Here is a 16,913-nt window from a genome sequence, read left to right as displayed (position 1 = left end):
CCAAAGTCAGAACGGCAGTGTCATTGCGGGTGATCGTGCGGCGCTCAGTCATGGGCCACCCCGAGATAGGCGTCGATCACCTCTTGGTTGTTGCGCACCTCATCGGGCGAGCCATCACCGATCTTGCGGCCGTAATCCATCACCACGACGCGGTCGGAAAGGTCCATGACCACGCCCATGTCGTGCTCGATCAGCGCGATGGTAGTGCCGAATTCGTCGTTCACGTCGAGGATGAAGCGGGACATGTCCTCTTTTTCCTCGACGTTCATGCCGGCCATCGGTTCGTCCAACAGCAGGATCGTCGGCTCGGCGGCCAGCGCGCGGGCCAGCTCAACGCGTTTCTTCAAACCGTAGGGCAGACGCGCGACGGGCGTCTTGCGGATCGCCTGAATCTCCAGAAAGTCGATGACCTTCTCGGCGATCTCGCGGTTCTCGACCTCTTCGCGCTCGGCCTTGCCCTTCCACAAGGACTGCGCCAGCAGCCCCGATTTCATCTGCGTCAGACGGCCCGTCATCACGTTGTCGAGCACCGACATGCCTTCGAAAAGCGCGATGTTCTGGAAGGTCCGGGCGATGCCCTGCTGGGCGACCTGATAGGGCTTCATCGCCGGGCGGCGCGCGCCCTTGTACCAGACCTCGCCCTCCTGCGGGACATAAAAGCCGCTGATCACGTTGAGCATCGAGGACTTGCCCGCCCCGTTCGGCCCGATGATCGCGCGGATCTCGCCCTCGCGGATGTCGAAGGAAATGTCCTTGATCGCCTCCACGCCGCCAAAGCGCAGGGTGATGTTCTTCATCTCCATCACCGTCGGGCCGATGGTGCGGCCGTCGTCAGTGACATAGCTGTCAGCCTGATCTTTCACGCTGTCCCTTTCCATGGTTCCGGGCTGTCCGCCGCTCGCCTGCGCCACGCTCATTCCGCCGCCATCTTGTGGCTGGTCGGCTGCACGGCGGCATCGCGAATTTCGAGCGTCGCCTTGATCGAGCCCTTGCGGCCATCCTCATAGGTCACTTCCGTCTCGGTGCTGACCTTGTCGGAGCCGTCGTAAAGCGCCGTGATGATATCGGCGTATTTCTCTTCGATGATCTTGCGGCGCACCTTGCGGGTGCGTGTGAGTTCACCGTCGTCGGCGTCGAGTTCCTTGTGCAGCACGACAAAGCGATGCACCTGACAGCCCGAGAGCATCTCGTCCTCGGCGACCGAGCGGTTCACCTCCTCCACATGGCTCTGGATCGTGTCCATCACCTGCGGATGCCGCGCGAGTTCTTGGTAAGAGGCATAGCCAATGTTGTTGCGCTCGGCCCAGTTGCCCACCGCCGTGAGGTCGATGTTGATGAAAGCGGTGCATTCGCTGCGCTGATTGCCAAAAACCACAGTCTCAAGGATGTTGGGGAAGAACTTGAGCTTATTCTCCACATATTTCGGCGCAAAGAGCCGCCCATCGGCCATCTGGCCCACGTCCTTGGCGCGGTCGATGATCCGCAGGTGGCCCGAGCCCTCCTCAATAAAGCCCGCATCGCCCGTAGCGACCCAACCTTCCGGATCCTTGGTGTCGGCGGTGCTTTCGGGGTTCTTGTAGTATTCCACAAAGACACCCGGCGAGCGGTAGAAGACCTCGCCATTGTCCGCGATTTTCAACTCCACGCCGGGGCAGGTCACGCCCACGGTATCGCTGCGCACCTCGCCATCGGGCTGTGCGGTGATGAACACCGTCGCCTCGGTCTGGCCGTAGAGCTGCTTCAGGTTGATGCCGAGCGAGCGGTAGAAATCGAAAATCTCCGGGCCGATCGCCTCACCGGCGGTATAGCCCACGCGCACGCGGCTGAACCCCAGCGTGTTCTTCAGCGGGCCATAGATCATCAACTCGCCCAAGGCATATTTCGCGCGGTCCATGAACGACACCTTTTTGCCGTCCAGAATGGCAGGGCCGACCTTGCGGGCATGGGCCATGAAGGTATCGAACAGCCACTTCTTGAACCGGCTCGCGTCCTCCATACGGATCATAACGCTGGTCAGCTGCGTCTCGAACACCCGCGGCGGAGCGAAGTAATAGGTCGGCCCGATCTCGCGCAGGTCGACATGCATCGTGTCAGCGCTTTCGGGGCAGTTGGTGCAGAACCCGGTCCAGAGCGCTTGGCCCACGGAGAAGATGAAATCCCCAACCCATGCCATCGGCAGATAGGCGAGGATCTCGTCATTGCGTTTGAGGTTGTCGAATTCCGAAGACGACTTTGCCGTTTCGATCACGTTGCGATTGCTCAGCACCACGCCCTTGGGCTTGCCTGTGGTGCCCGAGGTGTAAAGCATCACGCCGGTCGAGTCGTAATTCAGCTTGGCCTGCCGCGCCTCCAACTCGGCGATGTGCTTCCCGCGGTTGGCGCGGCCCAGTTCCTGCACGGCGCTGTATTGGTCTAGCTTGGAGTGGTCGTATTTGCGCAGGCCCCGCGGGTCGAGATAGACCATCCGCTCAAAGTCGGGCAGCTGCGCCTGCACTTCGATGATCTTGTCGACCTGTTCCTGATCGCCAACCACGGCAATACGCGCGCCGCAGTGCCCCATGACATAGGCCATCTCTTCGGCGTTGGCGTCTTGGTAAAGCGGGACGGGGATGGCGCCGGCCATCTCTGCCGCGATCATTGCCCAATATAGATATGGTCGGTTACGCCCGATAACGGCGACGAAATCGCCCTCATCCAGTCCCAGTTCCAAAAATCCGAGCGCCAGCGCCTCAACCTCATCGCGGGTCTGCGACCAGGTCCAGCTTTGCCAGATCCCGTATTCCTTCTCCCGATAAGCGGGGGCGTTTGCGAATTCACTTGCGTTGCGATGCAACAGCGCCGGCACGGACTGAGGTCCGTCGGCACGCGTCAGCGGCTTAGCCAAATTGTCTTCCTCCCATGCCCGCCCTCCCCGGCGGGTTCGATCGCTTGTGCGATTCTGTGATCTCACAAGTGACGTTCTCTTTTTTGTGGAGGTCAACTTTTTCCTGATCTTTTCCAAATCCTAACGAATTGTTACAGCGCGATTTAGGTCTGTTGAGGGGGGCTTCATGCTGCAAGCTCTCCACCGCTCTTTGCCTTTCGCGCATGTGGTGCTAGCCCTATAGCAAAGGATGCCAATGCAGATCACCGATGACCAAACCAAAGCGCTGACCAATGCCGGTCTTAACCTGATCGCTCAGGCGCTGACCATCTATGACAGCAATCTGCGCCTAGCGGTCTGCAATGGGCCGTTCCAATCGATGTTCGATCTGCCCGATAAATTGGTCACCCCCGGCGCTCCCTTTGAAGATACGATCCGCCACCTTGCCGGAACCGGCGAATATGGTGAGGTCACGGATGTGGATGCCTTCGTGGCCGAGCGTGTCGAACAGGCGCAGGCCTTTGTGCCGCATTACATGGAGCGGACCCGCTCGAACGGGCGCACCATCAGCGTCGAAGGCTCCCCCCTGCCACAGGGCGGCTGGGTCACCGTCTATACCGACATCACCAATACCAAGCGACAAGAGGCGCTGCTGCGCGCGCGATCGGATGCGCTGAGCGATCAGGTGCTGTCCCATGCCGAACAGCTTGCCGCCAGCAACCGCAAACTCGAAGCGACGATCACTGCTTTGGAAGAAGCCAAGCGGCAAGTCACCGAAAGTGAGGCCCGCACACGTCTCACGACCGAGATGATGCCCGCCCATATTGCCCACGTGGATGCCAGTGGGCGCTATATCTATTCCAACCGACGGCTAAGCAGCGTCATGCCGGGGCGACCCAGCAACATTTACGGTCTGCATATCAGCGCCGCGCTCGGCGCGTCCTCTTATGAGCGCATCAAACCAGCCCTGACCCAAGCCTACGCAGGAAGCCCGGCGGTAATCGAGTTCACTCATGACGCATCTGCCCGCCGGATACGCGGTGCCTTCACTCCCGATGGGCGCGGTGGGGTTTATATCCTGTCGATGGACATCACCGAGGAAACGCAAACCCGCGTGGCCCTGCAACAAACGCTCAAACGCGAACTCGCCTCGCGAATGATCTCTGGCCTAGCGCATGATTTCTCGAACCTGTTGACGATCATTCTGGGGATGCAGTCGAAACTCGCCCGTCTGCCCGACATGCCGTCGCAAGCGGGCGAATTGGTCGAAGGCACGCTTGCAGCTGCGCGGCGCGGCGGGGCGCTGCTCAGCTCCATCGCAGATGTGACCGAACCCCGCGCCCTGCGCCCTGCGGCCACCGATATCGCCGACCTCCTGAACGAGCTTTCCACCCTCGCCGCCCCCACTCTGCCGCCGAAATGCGCACTGGTGGTGCGCAATGACGCGCCGGAGGGGTCGGTGCTGCTCGACAAAGGCCGGGTGCAGGATGCGCTTTTGAACCTCATCCTTAACGCGCGCGACGCCTGCGGTGCGCGTGGCACCATCACCCTGACTCAGCGGCTGGTGCATGACACTTGGGTCGAATGGGTGATCCACGACACCGGGCCGGGCTTTTCGCCCTCAGCGCTGGAGCGTGGGATCGAGCCGTTTTTCACCACCAAGGGCAGCGAGGGGTCGGGGCTGGGCCTGTCGATGGTGTACGACATGACCAAATCCGCAGGCGGCGATTTGCGACTGAGCAATGCGCCCGAGGGCGGCGCACAGATCAGCCTGCGCCTGCCCTACCGCGCCGCTGTGCCTGCCACGACGGGTCTGGTGCTGCTGGTCGAAGACACCACCGACATTCGCGCCGTGGTGCGCGACATGCTGATGGATCAGGGCCATTCGGTGATCGAGGCCACCAGCGCCGATGAGGCCACGGCCCTGATCGCTGATCTGCCCGACATCACTCTTGTCCTCTCGGACATACAACTCACTGGCGAAGGCACTGGCATCGACCTTGCCCGGCGCGTCGGCAGCAGCCTGCCACTGTTGCTGATGACCTCTCTGCCCGCCGATCACCCGCTGTTTGTCGAGGCGCAAACCCTCGCGCCGGTGCTGCGCAAACCCTTCGACGCCGACGCGCTTCTGTCGCTGATCGCCCCATTGAAAGCCACCGCCCCATGAGCCGTGATACCGCCCCGCGCCCGCTGGTCACCATTTTGGATGACGAACCCGAGATCCGTCAAATGCTGTCGGACACCCTAGAGGAAGCGGGCTTCGACACGCTCAGCTTTGGCCGCGCGCGGGCTTTCGAAGCCGCCTTGGCCACCCAAACCCCCGATGTCTGCCTTGTCGATCTCAGCCTGCCCGACACCGACGGTCTGACGCTGGTGCACCGGTTGGCGCTGGAGCAAGGCGCGATCGTGATCATCATCTCAGGCCGCGCACAGGTGCAAGACCGGGTGACCGGGTTGGAACTGGGGGCCGATGACTACATCATCAAACCCTTCGATCCTGCCGAAGTGGTCGCCCGCATTCGCGCCCGCCTGCGCAGCGCCAAACCGACGCCGCAGGCCGGCACCACCGCGCGTTTCAACGGCTGGACCGCGCATTTCGACCGCTATGTCTTGCAGGATGCGACAGGCACCGAGGTGACATTTTCTCACGCCGAAGGCGAGGTGCTGCGCCTTTTCCTAGACGCACCGAAACGCCTGATCAGCCGCGCGCAGATGCAAGAAAGCCTTGGCGGCGTCGCCTCGGAAAGCTTTGACCGGGCGATGGATGTGCGCATCTCGCGGTTGCGCACGAAGCTTGGCGAAGACCCGAAGAACCCGCAGTTGATCAAGACGATCTATGGCGCGGGCTATATCTTCCTCGGCGATGTGAACTGGGACTGACGGGCTCAAAGCGCCGCGACTGCCCGGCCCAGCACCTCGACCGCCGCGACCAGATCGTCTTCGGCTGTGTCCTCTTCGAAAGCATGGCTGATCCCGTTGATCGATGGTGCGAACAACATCGCCACGGGCATCAGCCGGGCCACATTGGTCGCGTCATGCAAAGCACCCGAGGGCATCTTGCGCCATTTGCCCGGCGCCACCGTCTCCGCCGCTCCGGCCAGCGCGTCGCGCAGCCGGGCATCCATCGCCACCGGCTCCAGCCCCAACATCGGACCAAAAGACAGCTCCATCCCGCGTGTCTGCGCCACCTCTTCGGCAGTCTCGCGGATGATCGCCTCCATCCGGGCCAGACGGTCGCTGTCGCCGTCCCGCCACTGCATGGAAAACACCGCCTTGCCCGGCACGATGGACGAGGCATTGGGGTGCAGGCTAACATGGCCAATCGTCCAGACGGTGCTGGGCGTCACCACATTGCGCAGCCGGTCATTAAGCAGGCTGTTGAAGGCGGATACCGCTTGAAAGGCATCCTTGCGCACCGCCATCGGTGTGGTGCCCGCGTGGTTCTGCTGGCCTTCAAAGGTCACCTTCATATCGCGAATACCGACGATATCGGTGACGACACCAATCTGCTCGCCACTGTCATCCAGCGTCGGCCCCTGTTCGATGTGTAGCTCGATATAGCCGGTGAACTGCGCGGGATCGACCGGGCCGGTCACCATGCCCGTCATCGCCTTGCGCGCCTCCGCCAAACTGACCCCAGCATGATCGGTGAAGCCGTCAGCATCCACCTGATCCAACGCGCCGGACCACACGGTCGAACCGGTGGTCACGCCAAAGCGCCCCTCTTCATCCTGAAAGGACACGACCGAGACCGCAGGGCCATCTGCTTCTCGCGCCGCGCGGGCAACTTCGAGTGCGGCGATCACGCCCAAGGCACCATCGAGCCAGCCGCCTTCGGGCTGGCTGTCGGAATGCGACCCCAGCAGGATCGACGGCCCTTCGGCCAGGCCAAAGAGGTTGCCCATGGCGTCGACCTCAACGGTCAGCCCCGCATCGCGCATCCGCTCGGCAAGCCATTCTCGCGCCTCGACATCGGCGGCGGAATAGGCCGGGCGCACCACGCCCTTGCCCACACCCGCAGCACCGATGGCGCGCAGATCGTGCAGGTCTTTCAAAAATCGGGCGGCATCAATCTTCATTCTTCAAAACTTTCCTTACTCGGCGGCGACGGGATCTTTCGCCGCCTCCACCCTAACGGCAGAGAACTTAAACTCCGGGATCTTGCCGTAGGGGTCAACCGCTGGATTTGTCAGGATATTCGCCGCCGCTTCAACATAGGCGAAGGGCAGAAAGACCATATCGGGTGCCACCGCGCGATCCTCGCGGGCCATGATCTCGATACTGCCGCGCTTGGTCGAAAGCCGCACATGCTCCCCCGGTGCCACGCCAAGGCGACGCAGGGTCGACGGGTGTAGCGAGCAATTCGCCTCCGGCTCCAGCCCGTCGAGCACTTTGGACCGCCGCGTCATCGACCCGGTATGCCAATGCTCCAACTGCCGCCCCGTGGTTAGGATCATCGGGTAGGCGTCATCTGGCGCGTCATCCGGCGCTACGATCGCGGCGGGGGTGAATTTGGCACGGCCTTCGGGACGCGGGAAACCCTCGCTAAAGACAATCGCCTGCCCGGGATCGCTTTCGCTGAGCGAGGGGTAGGTCACTGCATTCTCACGCGCCAAACGGTCCCATGTGATGTTGTCAAAGGACTTCATGTTCAGCTTCATCTCGGCAAAGACATCCGCCGGGCTTTCGTAGGACCAGCCAAGGCCCAGCCGCTTGGCAAGCTCCACCTCAATCCACCAATCCGCGCGCGCCTCACCGGGGGGCGACACCGCGGGGCGGCCCATTTGGACCTGTCGGTTGGTGTTGGTCACAGTGCCCGCCTTTTCGGCAAAGGCACTGGCGGGGAGGATCACATCGGCGTAATTCGCCGTTTCGGTCAGGAAAATGTCCTGCACCACCAGATGATCAAGCTTGGCAAGGGCCGCGCGGGCGTGGTCAACATCCGGGTCCGACATCGCCGGGTTTTCCCCCAGCACATACATCGCTTTGATGTCGCCCTCATGCACCGCGTCCATGATCTCGGTCACGGTCAGCCCCTTTTCGGCGCTGAAATCACCCGAGCCCCAGACCTCGGTAAAGGCGCTGCGCACGCCATCGTCGCCCACGGGCTGATAGTCGGGCAGGAACATCGGGATCAGCCCGGCATCAGATGCGCCCTGCACGTTGTTCTGCCCCCTCAGCGGGTGCAGCCCAGCGCCGGGACGGCCAATCTGACCAGTCATCAGCGCGAGGCTGATCAAACAGCGCGAATTGTCGGTGCCGTGGATGTGCTGGCTGACCCCCATGCCCCAAAAGATCATGCCCGCCTTGGCACGGGCAAAGGTCCGCGCCACATCGCGCAGCACCTCGGCCTCGATCCCGCAGATGGGGGCCATCTTCTCGGGGCTGAAGTCTTTCAGGTGCGCCTTCTCGGCCTCCCAATTCTCGGTATAGGCCGCGATATATTGTGCGTCATAGAGCCCTTCTTCGACGATCACATGCATGATCGCGTTGAGCATCGACACATCGGTGCCGGGGCGGAATTGCAGCATATGGCTGGCGAAACGCCGCAGCCCCTGCCCGCGCGGGTCCATCACGATCAGCTTGCCGCCGCGCTTGGTGAACTGCTTGAAATAGGTCGCGGCTACGGGGTGGTTCTCAACCGGGTTGGCCCCGATCACGATGGCCACATCGGCGTTCTCGATCTCGTTGAAGGTCGCCGTCACGGCACCCGAACCCACATTCTCCATCAGCGCCGCCACGGATGAGGCATGGCAGAGCCTCGTGCAGTGATCGACGTTGTTATGGCCAAAGCCCTGACGGATCATCTTTTGAAACAGATAGGCTTCTTCATTGGTGCATTTGGCGCTGCCGAAACCCGCCACTTCCCGGCCACGGCCCTTGAGCCCCTTGGCCGCAAAATCCAGCGCCTCGTCCCATGTGGCCTCGCGGAAAACCTCGCTCCAGTTGCCGGGATCGACATTCAGCCCCTTGGCGGGCGCATCGTCGCGGCGGATCAGCGGCTTGGTCAGACGATGATCGTGGTGGATGTAGTCAAAGCCAAAGCGCCCCTTAACGCAGAGCCGCCCTTCGTTGGCCGGGCCATTGATGCCTTCGACGTATTTGACCTTATTGTCCTTCACCTTGAGCGAAATCTGACAGCCGACGCCGCAGAAGGGACAGACGCTGGCGACCTCATCGTCGTAATCTGCTGAGTCACCTACCTGCGCTTCATCTACCACCGTGGCGGGCATCAGCGCGCCCGTTGGGCAAGCCTGCACACATTCCCCGCAGGCCACACAGGTCGACGCGCCCATGGGATCGTCGATGTCGAAAACCGGATAGGCATCATGCCCGCGCCCGGCCATGCCGATCACGTCGTTGACCTGCACCTCGCGGCAAGCACGAACGCAGAGGTTGCACTGGATACAGGCATCAAGGTTCACGCGCATCGCGACATGGCTGTCGTCCAACAGCGGAATTCGGTCCCGCTCAAGCTTGGGAAAACGGCTGCTTTCCACCCCGCTCAGCGCCGCCATGTCGCGCATATGGCTCGACTTGTCATGGGCCACGTCCTGCGCGGGCTGGTCGGCCAGCAACAGCTCCATCACCATCTTGCGCGCATTCTCGGCCCGCGCGTTGTTGGTCGTGACGACCATCCCCTCGGCAGGTTCGCGGATGCACGAAGCCGCCAGCACGCGCTCTCCTTCAATCTCAACCATACAGGCGCGGCAGTTGCCATCAGGGCGATAGCCGGGCGCGGGTTTGTGGCACAGATGCGGGATCTTCAGCCCCCGGCTATTGGCCACTTCCCAGATGGTCATGCCAGTCTCGGCCTCGACGGTCTGACCATCAAGCGTGAATGTGATCCTCTCGGCCATGGCTGCCCCTCCCACTGGCTATGCCCAAACTATAAGCAAAACTAATCCATTGTCAGGGGCCAATCCCGACACCCCGTCACGGATAAACGCCGCCACAGCGCATTGGATTGTATGGCCCGACAAGCTGCCCTATCACTGGGGCGAACAGTGAAAGCCCTTTGATGTCCCACATTACTTTGATCCGCCACGGCCAAGCCAATTCCACCGCCAAGGACGAGTTGAGCTATGATCAACTCAGCCCGCTTGGTCATGAGCAGGCCGCGTGGCTGGGGGAGCATCTGCGCCACAGCGAAACCTATCACACCCGCCTCTATACTGGCACGCTGACCCGCCATATCGAGACGGCAGAGGGCATGAATACCGGGCTGGAACCCATTCGCGATGCGCGGTTGAATGAATTGGAATATTTCACTCTCGCCAATCTGATGGAGCAACAGCACAAGGTGCCCTTCCCCCGCGAAGGGGAGTTTGTGCACCACCTGCCGCAAGTCTTTGACTATTGGAAGGCGGGCAAACTTGCCGACACGCCAGAGACCTACGAATCCTTTGAGACCCGCGTGCAATCGGCATTGGCCGAGATCGCCGAGGGCGAAGGCCCGGCGCTGGTGGTAACCTCGGGCGGGCTGATCTCTCTGGCGATGGCGCAGGCCATGGGCGTGGGCATCCCGGCGATGGCACGTTTGGCGCTGGCGATTATGCATACCTCGATGCACCGGCTCTTTCCCATCGGCGGGCATTGGTCGCCGGTGCTGTTCAACGCCGTGCCGCATCTTGACCGGCCCGACCGACGCCTTGCACAAACGCATATCTGATCTCTGTCTTGAAAGGCCCTGCCATGCTGAAACTTCATTACGCGCCCGGCACAATCGCTGTGGCTGTGGCCCTCGCCCTCGAAGAAGCCGGTCTGCCCTATGAGCCGGTGAATGTCGATTTCGCCACCGCCGAACAGACTGCGGCGCCCTATCTGGCGCTGAACCCCAAGGGTCGCGTGCCGACCCTTGTGACCGAAGCGGGCACCACCCTGACCGAAACCGGTGCGTTGTTAGATTACATCGCGGCCCGCGCGCCCGATGCAGCGCTAATTCCCAGTGACCCCGAGGCCGCCGCACATATGCGCGGGGTGATGTATTACCTCGCCTCGACCATGCATGTGGCACACGCCCATAAGATGCGCGGCCAGCGTTGGGCCGATCAGCAATCCAGCTTTGATGACATGAAGGCCAAGGTGCCGCAGACCATGGCAGATTGCGCGGCTTATGTCGAAAACCACGCATTTCTAGGCGATTACGTCGCGGGCAGTCAGCTTTCGCTGGCCGATCCCTATCTGTTTGTCGTGTCGGGTTGGCTCAAGGGCGATGGGGTCGACCGCAGCAATTTCCCCCGGCTTGACGCTTTCGCCGCCCGCATGGAAGACCGCGCCAGCGTCAAAACCATCCGCGCCAAAGGAATGCTGACATGACCCATCTGTGGCTCCGCGCCGAGCAGCGCACCAATGAGACCCGCACCGGGCTAACACCCGAAGGGGCCGCCCAGTTGATCGCTGCGGGCATGAAAGTCAGCGTCGAAGACAGCGACAGCCGCGTGATCCCCACCGCCGCTTATGCTGAGGCGGGCTGTGTGATCGTCCCCGCGCACAGCTGGCCCGACGCGCCCCGCGATGCCGTGATTTTTGGCCTAAAGGAACTGCCCGAAGACGGGACGCCCCTGCCGCATACGCACATCATGTTCGGCCATGCCTACAAGGGCCAATCCTCAGGTCGGACGCTGTTGGAACGGTTCAAGGCCGGTGGCGGAACGTTGCTGGATCTGGAGTATCTGACCGATGACACTGGCCGCCGCGTCGCCGCCTTTGGCTATTGGGCGGGTTTTGCCGGGGCTGCGGTTTCTGTCAAATGCCGCATCGCACAATTGCGTGGCGAAACCTGTGGCCCGGTGCAGCCCTACCCCGACGCCGAAGCCTTAAAGGCGGCGCTGGCCGAGGATCTCGCGCAGGTAGATGCGAGCGGAGACCGCGCATTGGTAATCGGCGCTTTGGGTCGCGTGGGGCGCGGGGCGAGCGATCTTTGCGAGGCTCTGGGCATCCCCGTCACCGGCTGGGACATGACTGAGACCGCACATGGCGGGCCGTTCCCCGAGATCCTAGAGCACGCCTATTTCTTTAACTGCATCCTTGCTGGACCCGAAACTCCGGCCTTTGTTCGCCCCGACGCACCCAAATCCGACCGCGCCTTGCGAGTTATCGGCGACATTGCTTGCGACCCGGACAGCGCGTTCAACCCTGTGCAGGTCTACGACCGCGCCACGACGTGGGAGATACCCGCCCTCCGCGTGCATGACGATCCACCACTGGATATCATGGCAATCGACAATCTGCCCTCAATGCTGCCGCGCGAAAGCTCTGAGGATTTTGCAGGGCAGTTGCTACCGACCCTGCGGGCCCTGCCTGAGACGGACAATGCCGTCTGGCAACGCGCGCGCGATTTGTTTCAGCAGCACAACGCCGAGGTCTGACGTCAGGAAAAGAACCGGTAATAAAGCCAATCAGGCAGGAACCGCCCCAAACGGAACAGCAGCGAGAACCCGTAGGGGAAATCCAGTTTGAAACTGTCGCTGTTCATATGTTCATAGACCCGCCACGCGGCGTCTTCCGGCTCCATCAAAAAGGGCATTTTAAAGTCGTTCTTGTCGGTCAGCTGGGTCTTGATAAAACCGGGATTGATGACTTGAACCTGCACGCCTGTCTTGCGCAGGTCGGCGTGCATACACTCTGCCAATGACAGTGTCGCAGCCTTAGACGCCGTATAGCCGATGGAGCCGGGCAGCCCGCGATAGGCAGTGAGGCTAGAGGTAATGACGATATGCCCCCGATCGCGGGCGACCATTTCCGGCACCACCTGCCCCAAGACCCGCATCAGTCCGGTAAAGTTCACATCGGCCATGGTGACAGCATGATTAGCCTCCCACGCCTTCGCGCCAAAGGGCCAATAGGCACCTGCTAAATAGACCAACCCGTCAATCGGCCCGACTTCTTTGGCCGCTGCGGCTACATCGGCGTCATCGGTCACATCCATGACCCGCACCCGCGACCGCCCGGGCAGGGCTTGCGCCAGTTCGGTCAGCTTGTCTTCTGAACGGGCCGAAAGGATCACCTCTGCCCCGGTGCGGCTAAGTTGATGCGCAAGCGCTGCGCCCAGCCCGTCGCTGGCCCCTACCAGCCAATAGGTCTTGCCTTGCCAGTCTTTCATTGTTCCTCCGACGGTCGCAATGTGGCGACCAATTCTGCTACTTTCACGCCGAACTTACGAAACTGACTACGGTTCACGATGGTGCCATCGGGCGTCAGATACATCCAATCAACGGTCTTCAAAACATGGCTTCCCAGCTCTTCGGGCAGGCGAATGCGATAACGTAGTTGCAATGTTGGCCCCGACTGAACGCCTACCCCCTCTCCCACCACATCGGGGGCGGTCGAAGTGAAATTGCCGTTCTTACCCAAGGTCACGGTCCATTCCCGCTCCTGTCGCGAGCCGTCATTATAGCGGAACGTCTCGGCCACGGTGGCCACGTCGCCGTCCCATGATACATCGAAATTGGCGGTAAAGCTGCTAGTGACCCGACCAAGGGGGCCGAATATCACACCTTCGCAGATCATCTTGTCACGCAAGTGCAGACGCAGGTCGAACACTGGGAAGGCATCTACATAATCACTCGGCGACTGTCCGTGAAACTCTCCCAATCGGCGGCGCAGGAAGGTGAGCAATAGACCAAGGGTCAGCCCGACAGCGATAAAGATCAGCGGCTCTGTCACGGTTTCTCCACGTCATTGGTACTGGCAAGCAGAGCGATCGCCAGCAATTTCAAAGCGCAAGGTACACCAGCATAGAACCAGATCAACAGAGAGATGGATGCCTCGGAACTATCACCCGCTCCGTTCTGCAACCCCACGCGTTCTAAAGTTGGAAGTAGAGCAACGGCAGCGAATGCCAAGGTCAATTTGGACACGAAAGACCAAAGGCCAAAACCCTCAGCCGCCGAAGGGGAAATTTGTGACATGCGCGTGGCGAACATGGCGGGCAGCAGCGTCAAATCGGCACCCAGCACGGCACCGGACGCCAGACAGACAACCGCAAAAAGCGCCACATCCCCCGGCCCCAACAGCAGCGCTCCGCCAAAGGCCATGATACCCAAGGCCATAGCGATCAACAGAACGCGTCGCGCCCCGTGGCGTTCGGCCCACATCCCCCAAAGCGGGGCAGCGCCCGCAGCCGCAAGAAAGAACAGCAGCAGCAGCGGCCCTTCCCATCCTGGCGCATCGAGGGCCAGTTCGACGTAGAACAAAAACAAGGTTGAGGTGACGGCAACCGGGGCCGCGTTAACCAGCGCGATCAACAACAACCGCCGCGCCTGTGCATCTCGCAATACCGTGCCAAACCCGCTGGCCAGCGGCAGCCCCGCCGCACGCCATTCGCCGCGCATCGCAGCCCCGGCCCAAAGCGCCAGAACGGCAAAACCGACAGCGAAGCCAGCAAAAGGTCGGTCAAACGCCAATCCCAGCAACAAGGGCGCCACAGAGGCCACGCAGACACCCAAAAGCGCCCCTGTTTCGCGCCAGCGCGCCAATGCCAGATGCCCCGCGCCCGGCAGCGCATCCGCCTTGGCAACCCCTTGGGCGTAGAAACAGATGGTCAGGAAGCTGAAAGAAGAGAACACCAGCGTCAGCATCAACGCGAACCAGAGCACCGGGGCCACAGGGGCCGGCACGGCAAAAAGCCCCAGCATCGCCAGCGCCATTACCGTGGCGGCCACCGCCACTGCCGCAGCCCGCCGGGCGCGCAGCACTTGGGCCAGCCAACCAAGCGCCGGGTCTTGCACGACGTCCAACAGTCTTAGCCCGAAAAGCACCGAACCAAGCGCGGTGAGCGAGACGCCATATTCATCGACGTAGAATTTCGGCGCGTGAATATAGATCGGCAGCCCCGCCGATGCGAGCAGTGCCGCAAATAGCGCATAGGCGGGCAAACGGGCCGCACGCGCCCTCATCTGCCGCCTACGCCATGGGCGCTGTCGCAAGAGACCTCAATGTCAGGCGCGTCAGGCCGCCCGCGAAATGCGGCGCGTTTGAGCCAGAGCTTCAGCGCCTGCCAATGGATCAAGGCGAGCACCCGCCGCGCCCCAAAGGGGCGGCGCAGCAGTGACCACATGATGCGGCCATTGGTCAACGGCGCACGCGGGCCGGTCAACGTGGCGATCAACCCATTCTCGCCATCGGTAAAATCAATCCAAACGCCGATCCGCTCGGCGGTGATATCAAAGCGGAAGACATAACCGCCTGAAACGTCCTGAAAGGGTGAGACATGCATGAGTTTAGCCGCCTTCAGCCGATCCTCAGGCAGAATAGGCCGCAGGTCAGGGTTATGGCAGAGATAGGAATGTCGGTCGCCGTAAGTATTCGTGACTTCGGCAATCACAGCGATCAACGGGCCGTCGGCCCTGCGGCAAAGCCAAAAGCTGACCGGGTTAAACCCATGCCGCAAGACGCGCGGTTGCGCCAAAAGTTCGATCTGGGCCACGCCAGTAATCTCATGCGCTAATAACACCTCACGCACCCACGCGGCGCCACGCCCCTGCCCCGGCGCACCGCCGTGGTCCCTGTCTTGCAGGCTGGTCACCCCCGCGCCATTGCGGGTGAAAAGCGCAGGCGTGATCAGATCGTCTGCTTCGGCATCGCAAAGCACATAGTCCACCGAATAGCGAAAACGGTTTTCTACCGCGCCCTTGCGACCATGAAAGGTTTGCCCCCTGATATGATCAACGCGCAGCGTCACTCTGCGGCCAATGGCGCCGCCCGCGCGGCCTGCATCCGCTCGACCACATCCACCGCACTGGCCAGCCCGTCTTCGTGGAAACCATGGCGCATCCAAGCACCGCAGAACCATGTGTTGTGGCTGCCATTGAACGCGCGCACCTCGTCCTGCGCGGCCAAGGCGGCAAGGTCATATACTGGATGGCGCAGTGTCACTTGATCGTAAATTAACTCTTCGCGGATCGTCCGCTTGGTGTTGAGCGTCACAAAATGCGGATCGTCCTGCGGGATCGGCTGTAGCGAGTTCATCCAATAGGTCAGATCAATCCGGTCGGATTTCTGCCCACGGTCTTCGGTATAAACCCATGACGCCCAGGTAGAGCGGCGCTTTGGCATGATGCTGGCGTCGGCGTGCAGGATGATATCATTCGGCTGATAGCCAATCGCGCCAAGCGCCCGCTGCTCGGCCTCGGTCGGATCGGCGAGCATTTTTAGCGTGTCATCGGAATGGGTCGCAAAGATCACCTCGTCAAACGCCTCCCACTCACCGCCCCAAGCGCGAACCTCGGCCCCCTGCGGCGTGCGGCGCACGGCCTCAACCGGACAATCGATGCGCAGGTCAACGCCATTGGCGCGCAAGGCATTCTCCAATCGTTCAACATACTGCCGCGAGCCGCCCTTGACCGTGTACCACTGATGCTGGCCGGAATAGTTCAGCAGCGCATGGTTTTCGAAAAAGTTGACCATGGCATGGGCTGGAAAATCCATGATCTTCTCAGTCGGGGTCGACCAGATCGCGCCGGAAAGCGGTGAAAGATAAAAGTCACGGAAGTATTGCCCGGTGCCAAGCCGGTCGAGGAACTCGGCAATCGTCATCGACGGATCGCGCGAGACAGCCAGAGCGTTTTTGTTGAAATGTACGATATCGCGTAGCATCCGCAGGAAGGGCGGGCTGAACATATTGCGTTTCTGAGCAAAGACCGCGTTAAAATTGGTCAGCGCATATTCCAGCCGCCCACCGTCAATCGACGCGCCGAAGCTCATGTTCGACGGCACAACGGGCACGTCCAACTCCGCAAAAAGCGCCGCAAGATGCGGATAGTTGGCATAGTTGAACACGATAAACCCGGTATCCACCGGCTGATCGCCATTCTTGCCCGCCATCACCGTGCGCGCATGGCCACCGATTTTGGCTCCCGCCTCAAACAGGGTCACGCGGTCGGTCGGCGCCAGCATATGCGCCGCCCCCATACCAGAGATTCCCCCGCCAATCACAGCCACCCGCCGTCCGAGGGGGTGCTGAGGGTCAGTGGCGTCGTTCATAGCTTCAAAAGGCATAGGGGTCCTGCTTTGCTCCGGGACTTTGGATATGGGGCACACACGGAGA

14 protein-coding genes are annotated in these 16,913 nt (G+C 61.5%); 5 read left to right on the top strand and 9 right to left on the bottom strand.

The genetic code is table 11. The features are described from left to right. Nucleotides 1-44: 44 nt before the first annotated feature. Both DSM110093_RS02535 and DSM110093_RS02530 read right to left on the bottom strand, forming a co-directional pair. On the bottom strand, nucleotides 45-863 hold the full coding sequence (locus DSM110093_RS02535) for an ABC transporter ATP-binding protein (RefSeq protein WP_243267657.1): 819 nt from the start codon (nucleotides 861-863) through the stop codon (nucleotides 45-47). Nucleotides 864-913: 50 nt separating this feature from the next. Further along, nucleotides 914-2,884: an AMP-binding protein gene (locus DSM110093_RS02530; RefSeq protein WP_243266568.1), complete on the bottom strand. Its 1,971-nt coding sequence runs from the start codon at nucleotides 2,882-2,884 to the stop codon at nucleotides 914-916. 235 nt (nucleotides 2,885-3,119) lie between these two features. On the opposite strand from DSM110093_RS02530, the gene DSM110093_RS02525 reads away from it, so the two are divergent. Both DSM110093_RS02525 and DSM110093_RS02520 read left to right on the top strand, forming a co-directional pair. Continuing rightward, nucleotides 3,120-5,030, top strand: coding sequence for a PAS-domain containing protein (locus DSM110093_RS02525; RefSeq protein WP_243266567.1), 1,911 nt, complete (start codon nucleotides 3,120-3,122; stop codon nucleotides 5,028-5,030). Further along, a complete protein-coding gene (locus DSM110093_RS02520; protein ID WP_243266566.1) occupies nucleotides 5,027-5,743 on the top strand; it encodes a response regulator transcription factor in 717 nt (238 codons plus the stop codon). Before DSM110093_RS02525 ends, DSM110093_RS02520 begins: the two co-directional genes overlap by 4 nt. A gap of 5 nt (nucleotides 5,744-5,748) precedes the next feature. Here DSM110093_RS02520 and DSM110093_RS02515 read toward each other — a convergent pair whose 3' ends face one another. Together DSM110093_RS02515 and fdhF are read right to left on the bottom strand one after the other, a co-directional pair. Beyond that, complete coding sequence (locus DSM110093_RS02515; RefSeq protein WP_243266565.1) at nucleotides 5,749-6,942, bottom strand: Zn-dependent hydrolase; 1,194 nt, start codon at nucleotides 6,940-6,942, stop codon at nucleotides 5,749-5,751. 15 nt (nucleotides 6,943-6,957) lie between these two features. Beyond that, on the bottom strand, nucleotides 6,958-9,723 hold the full coding sequence (gene fdhF / locus DSM110093_RS02510; RefSeq protein WP_243266564.1) for a formate dehydrogenase subunit alpha: 2,766 nt from the start codon (nucleotides 9,721-9,723) through the stop codon (nucleotides 6,958-6,960). 161 nt (nucleotides 9,724-9,884) lie between these two features. Here fdhF and DSM110093_RS02505 point away from each other — a divergent pair, with 161 nt between their 5' ends. The 3 genes from DSM110093_RS02505 to DSM110093_RS02495 are packed head-to-tail and all read left to right on the top strand — an operon-like array spanning nucleotide 9,885 to nucleotide 12,234. Continuing rightward, nucleotides 9,885-10,535 (top strand): histidine phosphatase family protein, encoded by a 651-nt coding sequence (locus DSM110093_RS02505; protein ID WP_243266563.1) that lies wholly within the window; start codon nucleotides 9,885-9,887, stop codon nucleotides 10,533-10,535. Between the two features lie 23 nt (nucleotides 10,536-10,558). Beyond that, nucleotides 10,559-11,182 carry a glutathione S-transferase family protein gene (locus tag DSM110093_RS02500; protein WP_243266562.1) on the top strand — a complete coding sequence of 208 codons (624 nt, stop codon included), beginning with the start codon at nucleotides 10,559-10,561 and terminating at the stop codon, nucleotides 11,180-11,182. Then, nucleotides 11,179-12,234 carry a saccharopine dehydrogenase gene (locus DSM110093_RS02495; RefSeq protein ID WP_243266561.1) on the top strand — a complete coding sequence of 352 codons (1,056 nt, stop codon included), beginning with the start codon at nucleotides 11,179-11,181 and terminating at the stop codon, nucleotides 12,232-12,234. Before DSM110093_RS02500 ends, DSM110093_RS02495 begins: the two co-directional genes overlap by 4 nt. A 2-nt stretch (nucleotides 12,235-12,236) precedes the next feature. Here DSM110093_RS02495 and DSM110093_RS02490 read toward each other — a convergent pair whose 3' ends face one another. Genes DSM110093_RS02490 through DSM110093_RS02470 form a run of 5 tightly spaced genes read right to left on the bottom strand, consistent with a single transcriptional unit; the run spans nucleotide 12,237 to nucleotide 16,864 of the window. Then, nucleotides 12,237-12,968 carry an SDR family NAD(P)-dependent oxidoreductase gene (locus DSM110093_RS02490; RefSeq protein ID WP_243266560.1) on the bottom strand — a complete coding sequence of 244 codons (732 nt, stop codon included), beginning with the start codon at nucleotides 12,966-12,968 and terminating at the stop codon, nucleotides 12,237-12,239. After that, nucleotides 12,965-13,531, bottom strand: coding sequence for a DUF3833 family protein (locus DSM110093_RS02485; RefSeq protein ID WP_243266559.1), 567 nt, complete (start codon nucleotides 13,529-13,531; stop codon nucleotides 12,965-12,967). The genes DSM110093_RS02490 and DSM110093_RS02485 overlap by 4 nt, the downstream gene beginning before the upstream one ends. After that, the gene (locus DSM110093_RS02480; protein WP_243266558.1) at nucleotides 13,528-14,763 is read right to left on the bottom strand and encodes an MFS transporter; all 1,236 of its coding nucleotides are present in this window, start codon (nucleotides 14,761-14,763) and stop codon (nucleotides 13,528-13,530) included. Before DSM110093_RS02480 ends, DSM110093_RS02485 begins: the two co-directional genes overlap by 4 nt. Next, nucleotides 14,760-15,548: a DUF1365 domain-containing protein gene (locus DSM110093_RS02475; protein ID WP_243266557.1), complete on the bottom strand. Its 789-nt coding sequence runs from the start codon at nucleotides 15,546-15,548 to the stop codon at nucleotides 14,760-14,762. The genes DSM110093_RS02480 and DSM110093_RS02475 overlap by 4 nt, the downstream gene beginning before the upstream one ends. Then, nucleotides 15,545-16,864, bottom strand: a complete 1,320-nt coding sequence (locus DSM110093_RS02470) for an FAD-dependent oxidoreductase (protein ID WP_243266556.1) — start codon at nucleotides 16,862-16,864, stop codon at nucleotides 15,545-15,547. The genes DSM110093_RS02475 and DSM110093_RS02470 overlap by 4 nt, the downstream gene beginning before the upstream one ends. Nucleotides 16,865-16,913: the final 49 nt, after the last annotated feature.

The sequence above is a fragment of the Sulfitobacter sp. DSM 110093 genome, assembly GCF_022788715.1.
Classification (GTDB): domain Bacteria; phylum Pseudomonadota; class Alphaproteobacteria; order Rhodobacterales; family Rhodobacteraceae; genus Sulfitobacter.
Note: the sequence above shows the minus strand (reverse complement) of the source record. Positions and strands in the feature narration are given on the sequence as shown.